Source organism: Marinobacter sp. UBA3607, assembly GCF_002375525.1.
In the GTDB taxonomy this organism is placed as follows: domain Bacteria; phylum Pseudomonadota; class Gammaproteobacteria; order Pseudomonadales; family Oleiphilaceae; genus Marinobacter; species Marinobacter vinifirmus.
Map to the genome: position 1 here is coordinate 15,039 of NZ_DFLY01000013.1, position 19,071 is coordinate 34,109.

Sequence of the window (19,071 nt, forward strand, 5' to 3'; positions counted from 1 at the left end):
CGCTTCTGCTCCGCCATCCATGGCTCTAAGCACCCAACCAAAAGGCTAGGTGCTCACAAACTCCAACCTCAAACCTTGTCGTAAAGTTTGGAGCCAGACTCCACGAACTCCCGTGACTTGGCCTCCATGCCGGCGTCAATTGCTGAAACTTCGTCAATGCCCTGCTCTGCTGCGTAATCCCTCACTTCCTGCGAGATTTTCATGGAACAGAACTTCGGCCCGCACATGGAGCAGAAGTGGGCCACTTTGGCGGATTCCTTGGGCAAGGTTTCGTCGTGGTAGGCGCGGGCGGTGTCCGGGTCCAGGCCGAGGTTGAACTGGTCTTCCCAGCGGAACTCGAAGCGGGCTTTGGACAGCGCGTTGTCGCGGATCTGGGCGCCTGGGTGGCCTTTGGCGAGATCGGCAGCGTGGGCGGCGATTTTGTAGGTGATGATGCCGGTTTTCACGTCGTCTTTATTGGGCAGGCCCAGATGCTCTTTCGGGGTGACGTAGCAGAGCATGGCGCAGCCATACCAGCCGATCATCGCCGCGCCGATGCCGGAGGTGATGTGGTCATAGCCCGGGGCAATATCCGTGGTCAGCGGGCCGAGGGTGTAGAACGGGGCCTCGTCGCAGCATTCCAGCTGCTTGTCCATGTTCTCCTTGATCAAGTGCATGGGCACGTGGCCGGGGCCTTCGATCATGCACTGGACGTCGTGTTTCCAGGCGATCTTGGTGAGCTCTCCCAGGGTTTCCAACTCGCCAAATTGTGCCGCGTCGTTGGCATCGGCAATCGATCCCGGGCGCAGGCCGTCGCCAAGGCTGAAGGAGACATCGTAGGCCTTCATGATTTCGCAGATGTCTTCGAAATGCTCATACAGGAAGCTTTCCTTGTGGTGCGCCAGGCACCACTTGGCCATGATGGAGCCACCCCGGGAGACGATGCCGGTAGTGCGTTTGGCAGTGAGTGGCACGTGGTGTAATCGAACACCGGCGTGGATGGTGAAGTAATCCACGCCCTGCTCTGCCTGTTCAATTAACGTATCCCGGAAGATTTCCCAGGTCAGGTCTTCCGCCACGCCGCCCACTTTCTCCAGGGCCTGATAAATGGGCACCGTGCCGATGGGCACCGGGGAGTTGCGGATAATCCACTCGCGGGTTTCGTGGATGTTCTTGCCGGTGGACAGGTCCATCACCGTGTCGGAACCCCAGCGGATGCCCCAGGTCAGTTTTTCCACTTCATCTTCGATGGACGAGGTCACCGCCGAGTTGCCGATGTTGCCGTTGATTTTCACCAAAAAGTTGCGACCGATGATCATCGGCTCGGTTTCCGGGTGGTTGATGTTGGCGGGAATGATGGCTCGGCCGCGGGCCACTTCGTCCCGAACAAACTCGGGGGTGATTTCTGGCGGCAGGTTGGCACCGAAGGACTGGCCGGGGTGCTGTTCCGCCAGCAAGCCGTTGACCCGGGCTTCCTGCAGTTTCATGTTTTCCCGGATGGCAACGTATTCCATCTCCGGCGTAATAATGCCCTGGCGAGCATAGTGCATCTGGGATACGTTTCTTCCGGGCTTGGCGCGCAGTGGCTTTCGCTCGTCCATAAACCGCAGGGGATCAAGCTGAGGGTCTTTCATGCGGCGGCGGGTGAATTCGGAGGTGTAGCCGTCCAGTTGCTCTACATCGCCTCGCTCGGCAATCCAGACGGCACGAACCGGCGGCAAGCCCTTACGCAGATCAATAGTGGCTTCCGGGTCTGTGTAGGGCCCGGAGGTGTCGTACACCACCACTGGCGGGTTCTTTTCGCCACCCATTTCAGTGGGGGTGTCGCCCACGGTAATTTCCCGCATTGGCACCCGCAGATCAGGTCGGCTACCCTGCACGTATATTTTTCGTGAGCTTGGTAATGGTTTGATTGCTGCGGAGTCTACTTTTGCGGAGTCGCTGAGGTATGCTGGTAAGTCCGTCATGAAATGCTCCCGGTTGCTCTTGTGGTATCGGGTCGCGTATGACGGAGTTGCGACAAATTGCCCTACAGGCATAGTGTCGCGGTTCATCTGGTCTTAATCCCTACGCCGATATTATCCGGATCAGGTCGCGGGTTCTGCGTTGCAATCTCAGCCGATTGCCGGTTTCCGGCAGATCAGCACCCCGTCAAGACGCGATTCTGAATTCGTTTGTCCACAAAATGCGTGGACTTAGCAAGTCTAGAGACGGGAACGATTATTGTCCATAATGGTCAACCAATACCTTTGGGTCATTGCCGGGCAGATTCCCGGAGTCAGTATTTCAGGAGAACCAATGAAAAAACGTTTACTTCCAGGATTGATCACCCTGCTCGCAGCCCAGCCTGCGCTTGCTCTGGATCTGATGGAAACCTACGAGAAAGCCCTGTCTTATGACTCCGGCATTGCCTCTGCCATGGCACAGTTCCAGGCCCAGCAGGCAACCAGCGATGTCAGCAAGAGCGCCCTGCTGCCCAAAATCTCGGCGGTTGGGTCAGCAAGCTACACACGTTTCGAGCCCAGGAATATACCCGGGGGGGCAAACGCCGATGAGCTGACGCGGCAACTCTTCTCGGGAGACAGTTATCGAACCTACCGCTACGGCGTCGAGCTGACCCAGCCACTGTTCCGGGCTCAAGACTGGTTCAGCTACGAAGCCAGCCAGTTCCAGACCGAGGCGGCCGAGGCCCAGTACAACCTGGCCCAGCAACAACTGATTCTGGATGTGGCAACCGCCTACTTCGATGTCCTGCGCACCAAGGACACCGTCACAACCGCAAAAGCGACTGAAACGGCCATCCAGCGCCAGTACGAACAGGCCCGGGAACGGTTTGACGTGGGGCTCATTGCCGTCACCGAAGTCTATGAAGCGCGTGCCAGCTACGACGATGCCAGGAGCCAGCGCATCGCCGCCGACAACGACCTGAATGTGGCCAGGGAACAACTGGCCCGGTTAACCGGAGAATATCCGGACGCCATGGAAAATCTCAGGCAGAATTTTCCGCTCGGGCGCCCGGAGCCCATGGATCCGACTTCGTGGGAAGCAACCGCGGTGGAGCAAAACTGGTCTATTCAGGCGGCCCTGAGGCAACTCAATGCCAGCGAAGCCAGCCTGAAAGCGGCAAAGTCCGGTCATTTGCCAACCCTTGAGCTGAGCGCCTCCTACCAGGAAACCAGTCTGGAGAACGCCCTTTTTACCCAGCAGGAGCGCAGCCAGTCCGTTGCCTCACTGTCACTGACCATCCCGCTCTACACGGGCGGCGGCACCCAGGCCGGCGTGCGCCAGCAGCGCTCACTGGTCACCGTGGCCGAACAGGATCTGAACACCACACGCCGAGATGTACAGGTGAACACCCGCAGCCTGTTCCTGACCGTTAACAACAACGTGGAAACCGCATCCGCCCTTGAGCAAACCATCATCTCCCGCCGCAGTGCACTGGATGCAACCCGCGCCGGCTATGATGTAGGTACACGGAACATTGTGGAAGTGCTGGATGCCGAACGCGCTTACTACGTGGCGCTGCGGGATTACGCCAACGCCCGGTATGACTACGTGATCAACACCCTGCAACTGAAGCAGGCGGCAGGCACCCTGAGCCCGCAGGACCTGATTGATCTGAACAACTGGCTCAGCGAAGGCGCCCGGGGCATTGAAGCCCTGGCCGAAGAAGGAAAAACACTGGACGACCCGATGCAGTAAGCGGGCTAACCGTGCTGAATTCCGGGTGCCAGCGCGGCACCCGGAGTTACAACCGCTCCGTAATACCCTCCACGACCTTATCCAGCGCACCCCGGTTCTTGTTGACTACCGCCAATGCCCGCTCACCGTATGCCTTCAGCGCCTCCGGATCGTCTATCAGTGAACAGATCGCCCGCGCCAGCTCATCCGCATTTTCGACCAGCTGGACACCCTGATCATCCAGTAAGCGCTGATAGATTGTCTCGAAATTAAACACATGAGTGCCGGAGAATACCGGAACGCCCCAGGCCGCAGGCTCCAGCGGATTGTGCCCTCCCTGCTCGATCAGTGAGCCGCCCACGAAGGCGAGGTCACTGGCTCCGTAAAGCATCATCAGCTCTCCCATGGTGTCGCCAAGATACACCTCCGCACCAGCGGGAGATGCTCCTGTTGACCGGCGAACCACGGAAAAGCCCCGCTCCTGCGCCAGGCCGGCCACCGTATCAAACCGCTCCGGATGCCGGGGCACAATGATGAGTAAGGCATCCGGGTGCTGGGCCAGAATCTGGCGATGAGCCGCCAGCAATTGCTCGTCTTCTCCCGTGTGGGTGCTGCCGGCAATCCAGACGGGGCGCTCACCCAGGGATTTCCGGAAGCTGACGGAGGCCGCACGGACATCATCAGGAATGTCCACATCGAATTTTACGCTGCCGGTAACTTCCACATTGCCCGGGGCCACTCCGATACGACGAAACCGCTCCGCGTCTTTTTCGGCCTGCGCGGCCACCCAGCTGATGCTTTTGATAATAGGTGCTGCCACGCCCCGAACCCGTTCATACCCCCGGGCAGATCGTTCAGACAGGCGGGCATTGATCAGAAAAACAGGCACCCGACGGTGTCGGCACTGGCGGATCATATTGGGCCAGATTTCCGTTTCCATGATCACCAGGATGCGGGGGTTAACACGATTCAGGAAGCGCCGAATACCTCCTGGCGTGTCGTAAGGAGCATAGGCATAGGCTACTCTGTCACCAAACATCTTCCGGGCCTGGGCCAGCCCGGTATCGGTCATGGCTGTCATCAGAATGGTCGCGCCCAAATTGCGGGCCAACAGGCGCCGCACCATGGGGCCGGCGGCAATGGTTTCACCGACCGAAACCGCATGCACCCAGATCACCGGGCCGTGCAGTTGGGGCGCCAGCCCAAGGCGATGTTGCCAGTCTTGCCGCAACGCCGGCGCCTTGCGGCCTTGCCACCAGAGCCGGACAAGGATAAACGGCAGGGCGAGCCGGATCAGCAGGGAATAGATAAACTGGAACACGCAGGACTCCCGGCAAAACAGTGCGTTATCATAGGGATAAATTTGCTGTGGACGGGCATCTTGCCCCCCGGTAAAACGTTTGTCGATGCAGGATTCACGATTTTGAAAAAGAAGTACCGCAAACTCCCCAGAAACACCGACTACTCAGCTTACCGTCATCCCCGCTGGTGGCCAACCTGGCTGGGCATTGCGGTGATGTGGCTGGCTGCGCAGTTACCCATTCGTTTTCAGTGGTGGCTGGGAAAGATGATCGGCCTGGTTGCCTGGAAACTGGCGAAGAGCCGGCGACATATTACCGAAACCAACATCCGGCTGTGTTTTCCTGAGCTGAACAAGCACCAACAGGACGCACTGGTGCGCAATGCCTTTATCGCCAACGGTATTGGTGTGATGGAACTGGGCATTGCCTGGTTCCGAAACCCGGCCAAACTTACCGGCATCACGCAGGTGCATGGTGTGGAGCATCTTGAGAAGGCACTGGAAGGCGGCCACGGCGTGCTGCTTCTGGGCGGCCATTACAGCACGCTGGACCTGGGGGGCAGCCTGGTTACCGAGTTTATTGAAGCGGACGTGATGCAGCGGGACCACAACAACCCGCTGATGAACGCGGTGATGACCCGTGCCCGGGGCCGGCGCTATGGCACGGTGCTGGGCGCCAAGGACCTGCGCGGCTTGTTCAAGTGCCTGAAGCAGAATCACGCGGTGTGGTACGCCACCGACCAGGATTACGGCCGCAAAGACATCGTTTTTGCCCCTTTCTTCGGCATTCCGGCCGGCAGCATTACCGCCACGTCCCGGATTGTGGAGCGCAGCAAATGCAAGGTAGTGCCGTTCAGCCACTTCCGCCGCGAAGACAAACCGGGCTACGACATCTATTTCCAGCCGGCGCTGGAAAATTTCCCGACCGGCGATGACCTGCAAGATGCTACACGCATCAACGCCATTATCGAACAGGAAATCCGCAAGGCGCCGGATCAGTACCTTTGGATGCACCGCCGCTTCAAAACCCGGCCGGACAAAGACGACCCCGGCTTCTACGGCCGCAAACGCAAGAAAAAAGGCTAGTCCCTTGGAAGACGATGCGCAGGCGCCGGTCATCTGGCTGATTACCGACAACAAACCCGGCCACCGCAACCAGTTGCGAGGCCTTGCCGGGCGTTTGCGCGCACTAACGGGCGCAAAGCTGTATTGGTTAAACGCTGCGGATTACACCGTGCCGCTCTGGCGGGCTTTGCTCGGGCTCGCTCCCACTCTGGACAAGGCCTTGCCCCAACCTGACCTGATTGTTGCGGCGGGTTCCGGCACTCACCGGCTGCTACTGGCCCTGCGCCGGTACCGCAAGGCAAAAACACTGGTACTGATGAAACCAGCCTTTCCCCTTAACTGGGTAGATGGCGCCATCATTCCCGCCCACGACGACGTAAAACCTTCAAAAACCGTGCTGAACACGGAGGGCGTCATCAATGCAATCACGCCGCTGTCCGAACTGACCGGCAAGCCGAACGCACTCATACTCGTCGGTGGTCCCTCGGAGCACTTTGACTGGAACAACGACACAATCACCTCGCAGATCAGCGACCTGATTGCCCGATACCCCCGGTGGCACTGGACCATCAGCGATTCCCGGCGCACACCGGAGGCTCTTTACCGGCGACTGACGGAACTTCAAAGTGAAACCATCTCGGTTGTTCACCACAGCCAGACCTGCGACGACTGGCTGAAATACCAACTGGCAGATTCCCGGGCTGTCTGGGTAACGCCAGACAGCATGTCCATGGTGTGTGAAGCCGCCACCTCTGGCGTTCCTACCGGCATTTTCGACCTGCCCCCCCAGGCGGGTAGCCGGGTGGTTAATGGCATTAGCCGTTTAGCCAGGCTCGGGCTGGTCGCCCACTGGAGCGACCATGCCAGCGTAATGGCAGAACACCAGCCACAACACCCGAGGCTATGGGAAGCCGATAGGGCAGCGCGCTGGATCATCGATCGATTTCCGCGCCTTCTCGAGCCCAGACAAAACAAGGAGCAACGACCGTGAAAATACTGCAGGCCTTGCCCGCCTTGTACAGCGGTGGCGTGGAACGTGGCACCGTAGAGTTTGCGGCAGAACTGGTCAAACGCGGCCATCAGTCATTCGTGGTCTCCAACGGTGGACCAATGGCCGAACAGGTTCGCGGCCAGGGCTCGACTCATATCCACATGCCCATTCACCGTAAAACACCCGCCTCGTTCGGGCAGGTTTTGCCGATGCGCAAACTGCTACAAGAGCTCAAGCCAGATATCGTGCACGTGCGCTCAAGGATGCCCGCATGGATTGTCCACCTGGCCCTGAAAACACTACCGCAACATGAGCGCCCAGCCATTGTCTCCACCTTTCACGGTATGTATTCCGTAAACCCCTACAGCGCCATCATGGCCAGGGCAGACCAGGTGATAGCGGTTTCCAATTGTGTCCGGGACTACGTACTGGAAAACTTTCCTGTTCCGGAAAACAAACTGACAGTAATCCAGCGCGGCGTAAACATCGACGCCTTCCGCAACCGCGCCATCAACGACCAGTGGCTTGATATCCTGCTATCGCGGTTTCCACAACTGGCTGGCAAGAAGATCATCATGATGCCCGGCCGGATTTCCCGCTGGAAAGGCCAGCTGCATTTCATGGAAGCCATGGCCAGAATCGTGCGCCAACGGCCGGACTGTCACGGCATCATCGTTGGCGGCGCAGAGCCCGGTAAGGAAAGGTTTCTGCAAGAACTGGAAAAAGAACGCAGCCGTCTGGACCTGACCGACAAGGTCACCTTCCTGGGCCAGCGCAACGACATGACCAACCTGTACCTTCTGGCCGACGTGGTGTGCCACATGTCCACCAAGCCCGAGCCGTTCGGGCGGACAGTAACCGAGGCCCTGGCGTCCGGCACACCGGTGGTGGCCTACAACCGTGGCGGCGCCGCAGAAACCCTGCAGGCCTGCTTTCGGGAAGGGCTGGTTACACCAGATGATACCGGGGCGTTTGCCAGTGCCGTGCTGGGACTGCTGGATAAGCCCCGGCCGGAGATTGAGTTGCCGGAGCGGTTTTTGTTGCGGGCGCAGACGGAGGGGACTTTGGGGGTTTATGAGAAGGCGCTTCGGGAGCGCCCAAGTTGAGAATCGCATTGCTGCTGGCTACGCCCGGTAGCGGCTGGGGCGGCATGGAAAAACACTGCACCGAACTTGCACAAGAGCTTGTGGAACTGGGGCATGACGTCCACGTTCTGGCCCATAGCAACTATCAGGACAAGTTCCCTGAGCCAGTCCGCTTTCACCCCTGCCCTATGACCCTGGGGCGAAGAAACCCATGGCTTCGCTGGAAGCTCCGGCGCACGTTGCAGCATATCCGCCCAACCATCGTGCATGCCCATGGCAATAAGGCAGCCACCCTGGCCGCACTCACAAAACGGCCTCACTGGCAAACGATCGGCACGGTTCACGGCACGAAATCCAACGTCCGCCCGTTTACCTCACTCGATAAAGTCATTGCGGTGAGCCAGGCTATCTATGATCAGATTCAGCATCCCAGAAAGTATCTGATCTACAACGGGGTAAAACAACCAGACAGCTCCCCGGTCACTTTTCCCCTCAAGGGCTTCATCAAGGTTGTTGCTGCAGGACGACTCGAGCCAGTAAAGGGATTCGACAAACTCATCCAAGCCTGGGAGAGAGTCTGCTACATCACTCCTGAGGCGCACCTGACAATCTTTGGGGACGGAAGCCTCAAAGGGCAGCTGAACGAGCTGGTGAAATCACATGGACTCATCAACTCAGTAACCCTCGCAGGCTTCCATACCGATATCGGGAGCATCCTTCAGAGCGCAGATCTTCTGGTGATAAGTTCTGAACGCGAAGGTTTCCCGTACATCCTGGCAGAAACGCTTGTGGCTGGCTGCCCTGTAATCTCAACCCCAGTGTCAGGGTGCAGGGAACTGCTACCAGATACCGCTCTTGCAAGCGACAACACCACCGAAGCCATCGCGGAACTTCTATCCAGCGCCATCGAGAATATCGATGCATTGAGGGAGAGTCAGGAAGAGCTCTTCCGGTACGCGAACACACACCTGACATCCGGCGCAATGGCCGGATCTACGGTTGCGGCGTATCAGGCCTGAAGGATGACTGTTTTAACCCCGCCATAACCCGCGCTGCGACCAACTCGTGCCCGAATGCGGAAAGATGCGTTCCATCATCCATCAGCGCTCTACACCGGGCAGACCAAAGATCCTCGTACGCATCCGCGTAAACTGCATTCGATCTATCCTCAGCGATTTGGCGCAAAGCATCGTTGTACTGTTTGATTCGGGGGTTACGAGGCTCGTCGAGATTTGGAGAAGTCGCCACCAGCACAAACACTGTATCCGGAGCCGAGCTGACTACTTTCTGAATATTGCGGACATATTCCGGCAAGGGAACCTGTTCCACCGCTCCAAACCTGTCCTGAATCTGCCACTTGCGCGCCCACTTCTTGAACTTTTTCACTATCTTCCTGGCAATCTTTCGCCGGAGGCTATCCGGATAATAAAGTACGTAGGGTGCCCCTTTGAAGGTCAGCCAGGAGTCGACCAATCCGTATTGAATAAAGGCTACTGAATAGTTTGAAGCCGGATAATCCTCGTTGTAAAACAACAGCTCGCGGGTTGTGCTCATGGTATGCCCGCAGTTTTTGAGCTGCAGGGACAGGGTATCGCAGACGATTTCCGGCCAAAGCTTTACCGGGGTATCTTTCAGCCCCTCAGTATTGCAATCACCATAAGCTACCGCCCTTTTCATAAGATTTTTCCTGTTCGAACCACATGCCCAAGCCAAGCATGCATAATACGCACATCAAATCACCAACGTTGCATCAGAATGGTCACTCTCAATCTTAACAACTGTAAGCCGTTTGCTCAGGGCTATAACCGCTACTGCTTCCAACACCCGAACAACCCGGACAGGTGCGTGAAGGTTATCCGGCCAGAGAACATCAAAGCCCGTTATCGCCGTCAATCTCCGGTAAAACGAGTTCTCGGTACAGCACGACTGAACGATAACACCCAGGAGCTCAAAGCCCACGGGCAACCTGCCATCCGCCAGCTACTGCGGGTGAGCAAAGAAAGCATCGTGTGGTCTCACCTGCCCCGATTCTACGGCAGTGTTGAAACCACGTTGGGCACCGCCAATGAGAGCGAGATTATTCGATGCGCTGACGGTTCCGTAGCCCCGACGCTGGAATCACTGATTCGTGGCAACAAGGTAACTCCTGAGCTTCAGGAAGCAATCAGCCGGTTTGAAGCCTGGCTGGCAGATACCCGTATTCTCACGCGCAACCTTCTGCCCCACAACCTGGTCGTCACCGACCGCTCCGGCCAATCGGAGCTCTTTCTGGTAGATGGCCTCGGTGCGCCGACCATTCCACAGGCTTTGGCAGGGTTGCCCGGGTGGAGCGAACGTTACATCACCAGAAAAATTGCCCGTTTCCACACAAGATTGGCCTGGGAGCAAGATAATCGAGGTTTATCCTGGGAAGATTTCCAACGCTTAAGATAAAACCACGCCGCGCCCCATGGTAAGATAACGGGCACTTTTATCTGCAGAACTGGCAACTTTCACAACCCGGAGTGCGCACATGATTCACCCCGTCATTATGGCCGGAGGCACCGGCTCACGCCTTTGGCCTCTGTCCAGGCAACTGAACCCGAAACAGTTCCTGAAACTGACGGACGAGCGGCTGTCCATGCTGCAACTCACAGTCGCCCGGCTGGACGGTATGGAATCGGCCGATCCACTGCTGATCTGCAACGAAGATCACCGCTTTCTGGCGGCCGAACAAATGCGCCAGTCCGGCTACAAAGATGCTCGCATTATCCTGGAACCCTGCGGCCGCAACACCGCCCCGGCCATTGCCCTGGCCGCCCTGCAGCTGGTGAAGAACATCGACGAAGGCCAGAACCCGCTGATGCTGGTTTTGGCTGCCGACCACCTGATCAAAGACACCGCAGCTTTCCAGAATGGCATCCAGAAGGCTATTCCCCTGGCCCAGCAGGGCAAACTGGTGACCTTCGGTATTGTGCCGGGCCATGCGGAAACGGGTTATGGCTACATCCAGCAAGGGCCGGAGTTGGCAGAAGACAGCTTCAGCGTGAGTCGGTTTGTGGAAAAACCTGACCAGAAAACGGCCGAAGGCTACCTGGCCTCCGGCAACTATCTGTGGAACAGCGGTATGTTCCTGTTCGGAGCCCGCAGCTACCTGAAGGAATTGCAAAAGCATCGCCCCGATATCCTCGCTATCTGCCAGGCTGCGCTGGACGATGCCAGTGAAGACCTGCACTTCACCCGTGTGAACGAGAGTGTCTTCGCCGAATGCCCGGAAGACTCCATCGACTACGCCGTCATGGAAAAAACCAACAACGCCGCCGTGGTAGCTCTGGACGCAGGCTGGAGTGATATCGGCTCCTGGTCTGCCCTGTGGGAAGTGAGTGACAAAGACGCCAATGGCAACTGTTTCTCCGGCGACGTGATCGCCCACAACACTGAAAGCACTCTGGTGCGAGCAGACAACCGCCTGGTGGCGACCGTGGGCGTGAAAGACCTGGTGATCATCGAAACCAAAGACGCCCTGCTGGTTGCCCACAAAGACCAGGTTCAGGACGTGAAGAAAATCGTGGAAGCCATCAAGAACGATGGCCGGCACGAACACATGAACCACCGGGAAGTCTACCGCCCCTGGGGAGTGTACGACTCCATCGATAACGGCAACCGTTACCAGGTCAAACGGATTACCGTAAAGCCCGGCGCCAAGCTTTCCGTGCAGATGCACCACCATCGCGCTGAGCACTGGATTGTAGTGAGCGGCACCGCCAGGGTCACCAATGGTGAAAAGACCTATCTGGTTACAGAAAACCAGTCTACCTACATTCCGGTTGGCCAGGTCCACTCCCTGGAGAATCCTGGTGTGATTGATCTGGAGCTGATTGAAGTTCAATCTGGCTCGTATCTGGGCGAAGACGACATTGTGCGCTATGAGGACGTTTACGGCCGGTCATGAGCAAGCTTAAGTATTTTCTGATTGCCGGTTTGTTGCGAATTGCCGGCTCGCTGCCTTTGGGCCTGGCCCAGTTTATTGGCAAGTGGCTTGGACTGCTTGCCTGGAAGATACGTGGGAAATCGCGAAAAGTGACCGACACCAATATCCGGATCTGTTTGCCGGAGTTATCGTCGGAGCAACAGCGCGAGTTATCAAAGGACTCCATGGCACATACCGGCATGACAGCAGCGGAAATCCCCCTGATGTGGGAGTGGCCCGTGGATAAGTGCCTGGGGCTGATCCGCGAAACAAAAGGATTGGAGCTGGTCGATCGGGCACTTGCATCCGGTAAGGGCTTGATTCTTCTGGCACCACACCTCGGCAATTGGGAACTTGCGGGACTGTTTTTCTCCTCCCGCTACAAAATGGCAGCGCTTTACAGCCCTCCGAATATCAAGGAATTTGAAAAATACATGATCCGTGTACGTGGCCGCCTGGGTTCGGAGCTGGTACGCGGAGACCGCAAAGGGCTCATGCGCCTTATGGGCATACTCAAGGAAGGTGGCGTAGCCGGCATTCTTCCGGATCAATCGCCTCGAGGCAAAACCAATGCCTATGCCCCGTTCTTCGGCATGGAAGTGCGCACCATGACGCTAGTAAACAAGCTCATCCAAAAAACTGGTGCCAATGTGCTAGTCACCTTTGCTGAGCGCCTGCCCGACAAAAAAGGCTTCCGAATAATTGTTACGGAAGCCGTCTCAGGTAACGGTGACGACGACCCAGTGGTTGCAGCAACCGCACTCAATCAGTCCGTGGAAAAAGTGGTCCGCATGGCGCCCGCTCAGTATCAGTGGGAGTACAAGCGCCTGAGGCATCGGCCGCCGGGAGAAATCAATCCATACTATCCGGACCGTGTCTGTTAGCTTTTATCCTCTGGAAAAATGGTCCCTGCTTAATAAATTTGATGGAATCCCGAATGATGCACCGAGTTCAAGCCATTCTCTCTACCCTGTTGATGATAGGCTTGGGTGGCGCCCTTTTTTCTTCGAGCATCCTGGCCGGCGCAACCGCACTGCTAGCCCTCGCAGGAATCATACTGGTCGCTCGCAAATCTCTGGAGCAACATGGTTGGATAGTACCGAAAGAGCTCAGACTGATGCATTTTGCATTCTGGTTTTTCGTGCTGGTGAGTTTCTGCTCATGGGTCTTCGAAGGATTCAGTTATGAGGGAGGGAAAAACCTTGGAACACATGCCAGGCTGATATTGTTCTGGCCATTGCTCCTAGCCATCTCCTACTCCGGGATCAAGGCTCGCGGGATATTCACCAGTCTCGCACTGATCTCCATATCAGTGATTATTCTGTTCCTGATACCCTTGGTAGCAGGCAGCGGCACCTTGGAGAAACTTCTTGCCACTCGGTTTGGCGGGGGTGTGAACCCCATCAGCTTTGGCAACATCGCGCTACTCGGAGGCATGCTCACTCTTACCGGAGGACTATTCTTTGCCCGAAACAAACAGTATGTGCTTGCCATCCTAGTGTCCTTCATAGGTGTAACCGCGGTAGTTTTATCAATGTTTTCGGAAACACGAAGTAATCTGGTGGCCCTTCCGGTTCTTTTACTGCTTTTGCTGCCACTGCTCTCAAAAAAGCTCCGGATTGCAGGCGCAATTGCAATTATAGTCATCACTGTTGCCGCAGTAATAACTAGTGAAAGAATGTCCCAGTCGGTTGAAAGCCTCGTGGCTGCAGGAAGCTTTGACAGATCTATGGAAATCCGAATTGAGGCATGGGAACTCGCGTGGGACATCTTCCGAGCAGAACCGTTTTCCGGAGCCGGGCTCGGTGGCTATACGCGAGGTGCTGAAGCAGCAGTGGCGACTGGAGATATCCCCCCCGTTATTGGCATTTGCTGTACCGGACACGCTCACAATGACATTCTAAGTGCCGCAGCAACCAGAGGGATCCCGGGGATCCTGAGTTGGGCCTTCCTGATATTCATTCCACTCTCAGTGTTTGGCCGTCACATTTTTAATATGCATGCGCCGACCGCACACATTGCGGTCGCAGGTTCGATGGTAACTACAGGATATCTGTTATTCGGGCTGACGGAGGCAACATTTGAACGCAGTCTTTTTCTGACTTTCTACCTGCTGGTTATCGGCGGGTTAGCTTCGGCGCTGTTTACGGAACTGAGAGCCTCTTGCTACCGGGAACGCAAAGTCCGGGTTTCTGCTACCGTCATCACCAAGAACGAGGAAGACCATATAGCTGACTGCTTGCAATCCGCCCGCCTGGTGGCTGATGAGATCATTGTTCTTGACAGTGGCAGCTCTGACCGGACAGCGGAGATTGCCAGACAATACGCCGATATTGTCGAAGTTACCGACTGGCCCGGTTTCGGAATTCAGAAGCAGCGGGCCCTGGAGAGGGCAACTGGCGACTGGGTACTTTCCCTGGATGCGGACGAGCGGATCACACCCGAGCTTGCCCGGGAAATCAACCATCATCTTGCCGATCCCGATGCCGACGCCTACAAACTGCCCTGGGCCGTAACCATCTATGGCAAACGACTGGATTTCGGACGCAGTGGGCGAGCACCTTTGCGCCTGTTTCGTCGCGAGGGAGTGCGTTTCTCCGATGCCCTCGTTCACGAACGAATCCTGATTCCGGAAGGTCGTAAAATCAGAACGCTAAGAGGACGGCTGACCCATTACACCCACCGGGATTTCGGCCATTCCCTGGAAAAGAGCGCAAAGTACGCCTGGCTCGGTTCGCAGGAGAAACATCGAAGAGGAAAGAAAACCCGCACCATGATCTATCCCACCTTGCGCGGTTTGATGACCTTTATCCAGGTCTATTTCATCCGGTTCGGCTTTCTGGATGGTGCTGTCGGCTACCTGACGGCGGTCACCTATGCCCAGGTGACCTTCAACAAATATGCAGGGTTGTGGACATTAGGTCGTCCGGCGCAAGACAACCGGAACACCGAATAGCGACTGCGAAAACCAACCCCGGCATCAGAGCCGGGTTGTCTCTACCCCTATGCCCCGAAACATACTCTGGATCTCACTGTAAAACGGGAGTTTTGCCGCAAGAACCGCATCATCGATCTGATAGACGGAGAGCTCCGGAAAAATCTTCTTTAGCGTAAACAGGGCTGTCGAAGTAAAACTGTAGAAGGCTATGTATGGCTCCCGGGACAGCGACACCTCAACTTCAATGGGCCAACGAGGAGAAGATCTCAGCTCAACAGGAAATTCCGTCAAAGTGTGTTCCAGCTCCCGGCGCCGCTCTTTACGGTGCATAAAATAGACAATCCGAGCATCCGGGTGCCGTTCGACCACATGAGCCAGCTGAGATCGCATTTGCTTTAAACGGTCTTCCCCCCCGAACGGCTGACCAATAAATCCCACGAGAGGAATTCCCTCCTTCCCCTCCGTTCGCGGCGGGAAGATCTGACGAAATACAGGGAGATCGTGAGTCTCAACATCCACTTTCCTGGAGCTCTCCAGAGGAAAACAGGTGAAGAAACTTACCCTGTCAGGAACAAAGCCCTGCAGATCAACTCCAAGCCTTGCCAGTAGCCTCCACTTGCCCTCGGTGATCCTGGAGGCGAGACCCTCACTATGAATTGCATGGTAGTACCTGACGGTTGCAAGGCCATCGTCAACGAAGATCAGCTGCTTCCACGCCAGCCCCAGGTAAAAAGCTTCGTGAATCCAGCTGGACTTATTCCCGATGAACAATCGATCGATCCGGTGGCCTGACAGTTTCCGGAACGCAGATCTCAGGCGCAGGTAGAAAGTACTTTTCTTCAAGTAGATTGTCTGGATATCGTTGAGGCGCAACCTTTCCAGCAGGAAAGCCATCTGGTTTTCGGTTACCTTGTTGTCAGGCCTGGCGATAATCAACAGACAGGATGAGGCCTCACATTCATATCGGGCACGGGCTTCAGCACAACTGATAAGCTGCAACGGTGTGCTGGCAACGAAAACGTTCAGATTCATTCACTCCTTCGCGTTTTTTTCAGTTCCTTCCTCAACCGTCGCCTGACCTTTAGCTTTCGAACCAGATTCATTGGCTTTCGTTCCAACCCTGACTGCTGGTTCACGAGGAAATCCTCTACCGCATCCAATACACGAGAACTGGACCTGCCATCCCGGTAACTGTGCAGTTCCTCACCGAGCGAGCGAGTTGCCGCCATCAGGTCTTCCGGATACGTCAACGCCTTTTCCAGTGCCGCTTCAACGTCGTCTACCCTGTCCACGTCGATCAGGTAGGGGCCAGGCATTTTGGTCCTGAACGTCACTACGGGGCGGTCGAGGAACATGAATTCGAACATGATGGAAGAAGTGTCACAAAGCATGACATCTGCCTCTGGCAATATCGGCAGCAAATCCTCATCACTCTCAACAAATCTCAGATTTTCTCCTGCCAGCTCCCGGTACCGCTCCACAACTTCCGGATCCATTTTCGGATGCAGGGTCACGATAAAGTTCCAACGCCCACTGCGCGAAAGCTCACCGATCTTTTCCACCAGATCCGGCGCTGAAGTCACAGAGCGGCTGAATGTTGAAGCATAAAAAACAACCGGTAGTTCGCCGGGGTGTCTTACTCGGGGACCCTGGACAGCCGCGGACAACAGCGGATCCAGTTTGGGCCAACCAGTATGGGCTACTGCAAAGTGCCGATACTTATCTGCCAGCTCCCGGAATTTGGCGGTATCCTTCTCTGCGTGGGTACAGTAGAGGTCAAACCAGCCACGAATCCGATAATGATCACTCTCATCCTCACTGCTGTGCCCGCGTTTATTCCTCGCCATGCCATGGAATACTTCAACTTTGATTCCAGGAAAAAAGTACGGCACCCAGTCGCCAGGCACGAAGGTTGCATCCGCCTTGTATTCCATCACCTCCTTCACGGTTTTCAGGTGTCGCTCATCAGGTCTGAGAGGGTTAGCAGTACACCCCGCGACAAACCACGCGGCCTCATGGCCACGATGCCGGATCTCCTCCTGAAGGGGCCGGAGAATTGAGTACGAATAAGGCTGATTTACGAAAAAAAGAAAACGACGCATTCAGTCTCTGCCCATTAAGGATTGATAGAGCTCGCCGGTCTCGCGAACGGTTTGCGAGGTGTGGAATCGTGTCGCGATCCGTTCTTTCGCGGCCTTACCCATCCGGTCCAGAAGATCACGGTCCCGATAAAGCTGCGCGATGGCCTCCGACAACGCAGAGGCGTCTTTCTGCGGCACAACCAGCCCACTCACACCGTTTTCGACCAGTTCGGGCATTCCGCCCACCCGGGTGACTACCGGAGCCACACCATATGCCATGGCCTCGATGACTGCCCTGGGGAGCCCTTCACGTTCAGTGGAAGGCAACACGAAAACATCACTGGCCGCTGCAATGCCCGGCGCATCCTGTCGATACCCTGTGAAATGGATTCGCTCCGGGTGCTTCGTGCCGGCAATCTGAAACTTGAGCTCTTCATTATTGATAACGTCCCCCACCAGAAGAAGATGGACCTCGACATCTTCCGGCAGCTCATCAACCGCTCTGACAAGCACGTCAAATCCTTTCCGGGGCCGATCCCGGCCAGTACAGCAAACCACAAAGGCACCCTCTGGCACTCCGAACTGGCTCAGGTCTGTGGGAGAGTCCTGATACCACGCCAGATCATGGCCTTTGTAAATTCGTTGAAGCTTATTTGGCGGAACACGCATCGAGAGTAACCGAACGTCTTCGGTCAAATGCTGCTTGATGGCATCTGCCACGCACACGATCTTGCTGACCCTCGGGTGCAGGAAGGTGATCCAGGACTCGGGATTGAGAAAACTGATATTCCCGATCACTCCACGATAGGCAACGACCCGAATATTTGTTCCTTTTGAGGCTCGCAGCCCACATGCAAGCGCCCTGGGGTTAAAGGCATGGATGATGTCATAGTGCTTGCGGGCTAACTGCGCCCGGATTGCAGCAGTACCTTCTTTGTCGAAGCGGCTTTTCAAAGCCATAGACTGGGCAACGAGACCCTCATCTACCAACCGCTGATAGTTTCGCCCTTTGGGGTTGCACATAACATCCACATCAAAGCCGGCGTTTCTCAAACCGATGAACAGCTCGGTTTCAGGGCGGTCACAGGAATCTGTCAGACACAAAATGGCTGGCAGTACTCGGTTTTGCTGCTGATCGCTCAAGAGGATTGACTCCCGTTATATCCGTTCATAAATGAATCCCACACCGACTCCAGGACCGAATTGCCCGCTACCTTCCGGATCGAACGAGCGAAACGTTCGTGATTGCCAGCCTTCCATTTCTCTCCCGCCTTGACCGGCATGATACGCCCCTTGTCAAAATCAATCAGGAAGTAGCTGCGGCCTCTTACCAGAACATTGAAACAGTTCAAGTCGGCGTGGTTTACGCCAGCATCATGAAAACGGCGAACTGTTGCGCCGAGGTCTTTCCAGTCGGCAAGATCCAGCACTGGGATCAATTCAGCCAGGGGAGTGGTATTTTCCAACCGTTCAATGATAATGGCTGCTTTATATAAGAAGCCCGAGACCTTCCGATACCACGCTGCAACCGGCCGGGGCGCTGGCAGCCCCATAGCGACCAGGCGATCAAGCAGAAGAAACTCGGCGACCGAGCGTACATCCTGCTCACGAGTGAATACATAACTCTGCTCGGAAATTCGTGCGACAAGGCCCCCTCGCCGATATTCACGCAGCACTACATGCCCACGACCGGTATCGATAAACCAGGCTCCACCTCGCCCTCCACTGCTTACCGGTTGCGCACTTGCCCCCCAGTGTTCGGGGCTGAACCAGTCGAAGGTTACCCGTTTCTCATAGTCTGGATGCACCAAAAGCACCGAGCCTTCTTCCCGCAAACAGATTTCGGATTCAGCCATGATCACCCGGATATCAGAACAGACACGACAACACTCGGCCCGGGTACGCTTGGAGACCTTCACCGGCGAGTACGATAGAATGCGTCCTAGTTTACCAATGAATGCCCTCGCAGCTCTACAAACCTTATGCCCGGACGACAAACGGA

The 19,071-nt window shown here is 56.2% G+C and carries 16 protein-coding genes and 1 riboswitch; of the genes, 9 read left to right on the plus strand and 7 right to left on the minus strand.

Features of this window, described 5'->3' with window-relative positions:
* Window positions 1-68: 68 nt before the first annotated feature.
* Entirely contained in the window at window positions 69-1,946 is a 1,878-nt protein-coding gene (gene thiC / locus B2589_RS04740) for a phosphomethylpyrimidine synthase ThiC (protein WP_286815769.1), read from the minus strand.
* A gap of 80 nt (window positions 1,947-2,026) precedes the next feature.
* Window positions 2,027-2,140: riboswitch (TPP riboswitch) on the minus strand.
* A gap of 137 nt (window positions 2,141-2,277) precedes the next feature.
* Between thiC and B2589_RS04745 the strand changes: the two genes are divergently transcribed.
* Window positions 2,278-3,681: a TolC family outer membrane protein gene (locus B2589_RS04745; RefSeq protein ID WP_286815770.1), complete on the plus strand. Its 1,404-nt coding sequence runs from the start codon at window positions 2,278-2,280 to the stop codon at window positions 3,679-3,681.
* A 46-nt stretch (window positions 3,682-3,727) separates the two neighbouring features.
* Here the strand turns inward: B2589_RS04745 and waaA are convergent, their stop codons facing one another.
* The gene (gene waaA, locus B2589_RS04750) at window positions 3,728-4,981 is read right to left on the minus strand and encodes a lipid IV(A) 3-deoxy-D-manno-octulosonic acid transferase (protein WP_286815772.1); all 1,254 of its coding nucleotides are present in this window, start codon (window positions 4,979-4,981) and stop codon (window positions 3,728-3,730) included.
* Between the two features lie 102 nt (window positions 4,982-5,083).
* Here waaA and lpxL point away from each other — a divergent pair, with 102 nt between their 5' ends.
* The 4 genes from lpxL to B2589_RS04770 are packed head-to-tail and all read left to right on the plus strand — an operon-like array spanning window position 5,084 to window position 9,120.
* Window positions 5,084-6,046: an LpxL/LpxP family Kdo(2)-lipid IV(A) lauroyl/palmitoleoyl acyltransferase gene (gene lpxL, locus B2589_RS04755; RefSeq protein WP_199452536.1), complete on the plus strand. Its 963-nt coding sequence runs from the start codon at window positions 5,084-5,086 to the stop codon at window positions 6,044-6,046.
* 4 nt (window positions 6,047-6,050) lie between these two features.
* Complete coding sequence (locus B2589_RS04760; RefSeq protein WP_286815773.1) at window positions 6,051-7,016, plus strand: mitochondrial fission ELM1 family protein; 966 nt, start codon at window positions 6,051-6,053, stop codon at window positions 7,014-7,016.
* Window positions 7,013-8,122, plus strand: coding sequence for a glycosyltransferase family 4 protein (locus B2589_RS04765; protein WP_286815774.1), 1,110 nt, complete (start codon window positions 7,013-7,015; stop codon window positions 8,120-8,122). Before B2589_RS04760 ends, B2589_RS04765 begins: the two co-directional genes overlap by 4 nt.
* The gene (locus tag B2589_RS04770) at window positions 8,119-9,120 is read left to right on the plus strand and encodes a glycosyltransferase (protein WP_286815775.1); all 1,002 of its coding nucleotides are present in this window, start codon (window positions 8,119-8,121) and stop codon (window positions 9,118-9,120) included. Before B2589_RS04765 ends, B2589_RS04770 begins: the two co-directional genes overlap by 4 nt.
* On the opposite strand, the gene B2589_RS04775 is transcribed toward B2589_RS04770, so the two are convergent.
* Window positions 9,095-9,778 carry an SGNH/GDSL hydrolase family protein gene (locus B2589_RS04775; RefSeq protein WP_286815777.1) on the minus strand — a complete coding sequence of 228 codons (684 nt, stop codon included), beginning with the start codon at window positions 9,776-9,778 and terminating at the stop codon, window positions 9,095-9,097. The two genes, B2589_RS04770 and B2589_RS04775, sit on opposite strands and share 26 nt — an antisense overlap.
* 78 nt (window positions 9,779-9,856) lie before the next feature.
* On the opposite strand from B2589_RS04775, the gene B2589_RS04780 reads away from it, so the two are divergent.
* From B2589_RS04780 to B2589_RS04795, 4 genes are all read left to right on the plus strand, one after another.
* Window positions 9,857-10,534, plus strand: coding sequence for a YrbL family protein (locus B2589_RS04780; protein WP_286815778.1), 678 nt, complete (start codon window positions 9,857-9,859; stop codon window positions 10,532-10,534).
* 79 nt (window positions 10,535-10,613) lie between these two features.
* Complete coding sequence (locus B2589_RS04785; RefSeq protein ID WP_286815779.1) at window positions 10,614-12,032, plus strand: mannose-1-phosphate guanylyltransferase/mannose-6-phosphate isomerase; 1,419 nt, start codon at window positions 10,614-10,616, stop codon at window positions 12,030-12,032.
* Window positions 12,029-12,934, plus strand: a complete 906-nt coding sequence (locus B2589_RS04790) for a lysophospholipid acyltransferase family protein (protein ID WP_286815780.1) — start codon at window positions 12,029-12,031, stop codon at window positions 12,932-12,934. The genes B2589_RS04785 and B2589_RS04790 overlap by 4 nt, the downstream gene beginning before the upstream one ends.
* A 53-nt stretch (window positions 12,935-12,987) precedes the next feature.
* Complete coding sequence (locus tag B2589_RS04795; protein WP_286815782.1) at window positions 12,988-15,006, plus strand: O-antigen ligase family protein; 2,019 nt, start codon at window positions 12,988-12,990, stop codon at window positions 15,004-15,006.
* Window positions 15,007-15,030: 24 nt separating this feature from the next.
* Here B2589_RS04795 and B2589_RS04800 read toward each other — a convergent pair whose 3' ends face one another.
* Genes B2589_RS04800 through B2589_RS04815 form a run of 4 tightly spaced genes read right to left on the minus strand, consistent with a single transcriptional unit; the run spans window position 15,031 to window position 18,925 of the window.
* Complete coding sequence (locus B2589_RS04800) at window positions 15,031-16,020, minus strand: hypothetical protein (RefSeq protein WP_286815783.1); 990 nt, start codon at window positions 16,018-16,020, stop codon at window positions 15,031-15,033.
* On the minus strand, window positions 16,017-17,090 hold the full coding sequence (locus B2589_RS04805; RefSeq protein WP_286815784.1) for a CDP-glycerol glycerophosphotransferase family protein: 1,074 nt from the start codon (window positions 17,088-17,090) through the stop codon (window positions 16,017-16,019). The genes B2589_RS04800 and B2589_RS04805 overlap by 4 nt, the downstream gene beginning before the upstream one ends.
* Window positions 17,091-18,212, minus strand: a complete 1,122-nt coding sequence (locus tag B2589_RS04810) for a glycosyltransferase family 4 protein (RefSeq protein ID WP_286815785.1) — start codon at window positions 18,210-18,212, stop codon at window positions 17,091-17,093.
* Window positions 18,209-18,925: a 3-deoxy-D-manno-octulosonic acid kinase gene (locus B2589_RS04815; protein ID WP_286815786.1), complete on the minus strand. Its 717-nt coding sequence runs from the start codon at window positions 18,923-18,925 to the stop codon at window positions 18,209-18,211. Before B2589_RS04815 ends, B2589_RS04810 begins: the two co-directional genes overlap by 4 nt.
* Window positions 18,926-19,071 lie beyond the last annotated feature (146 nt).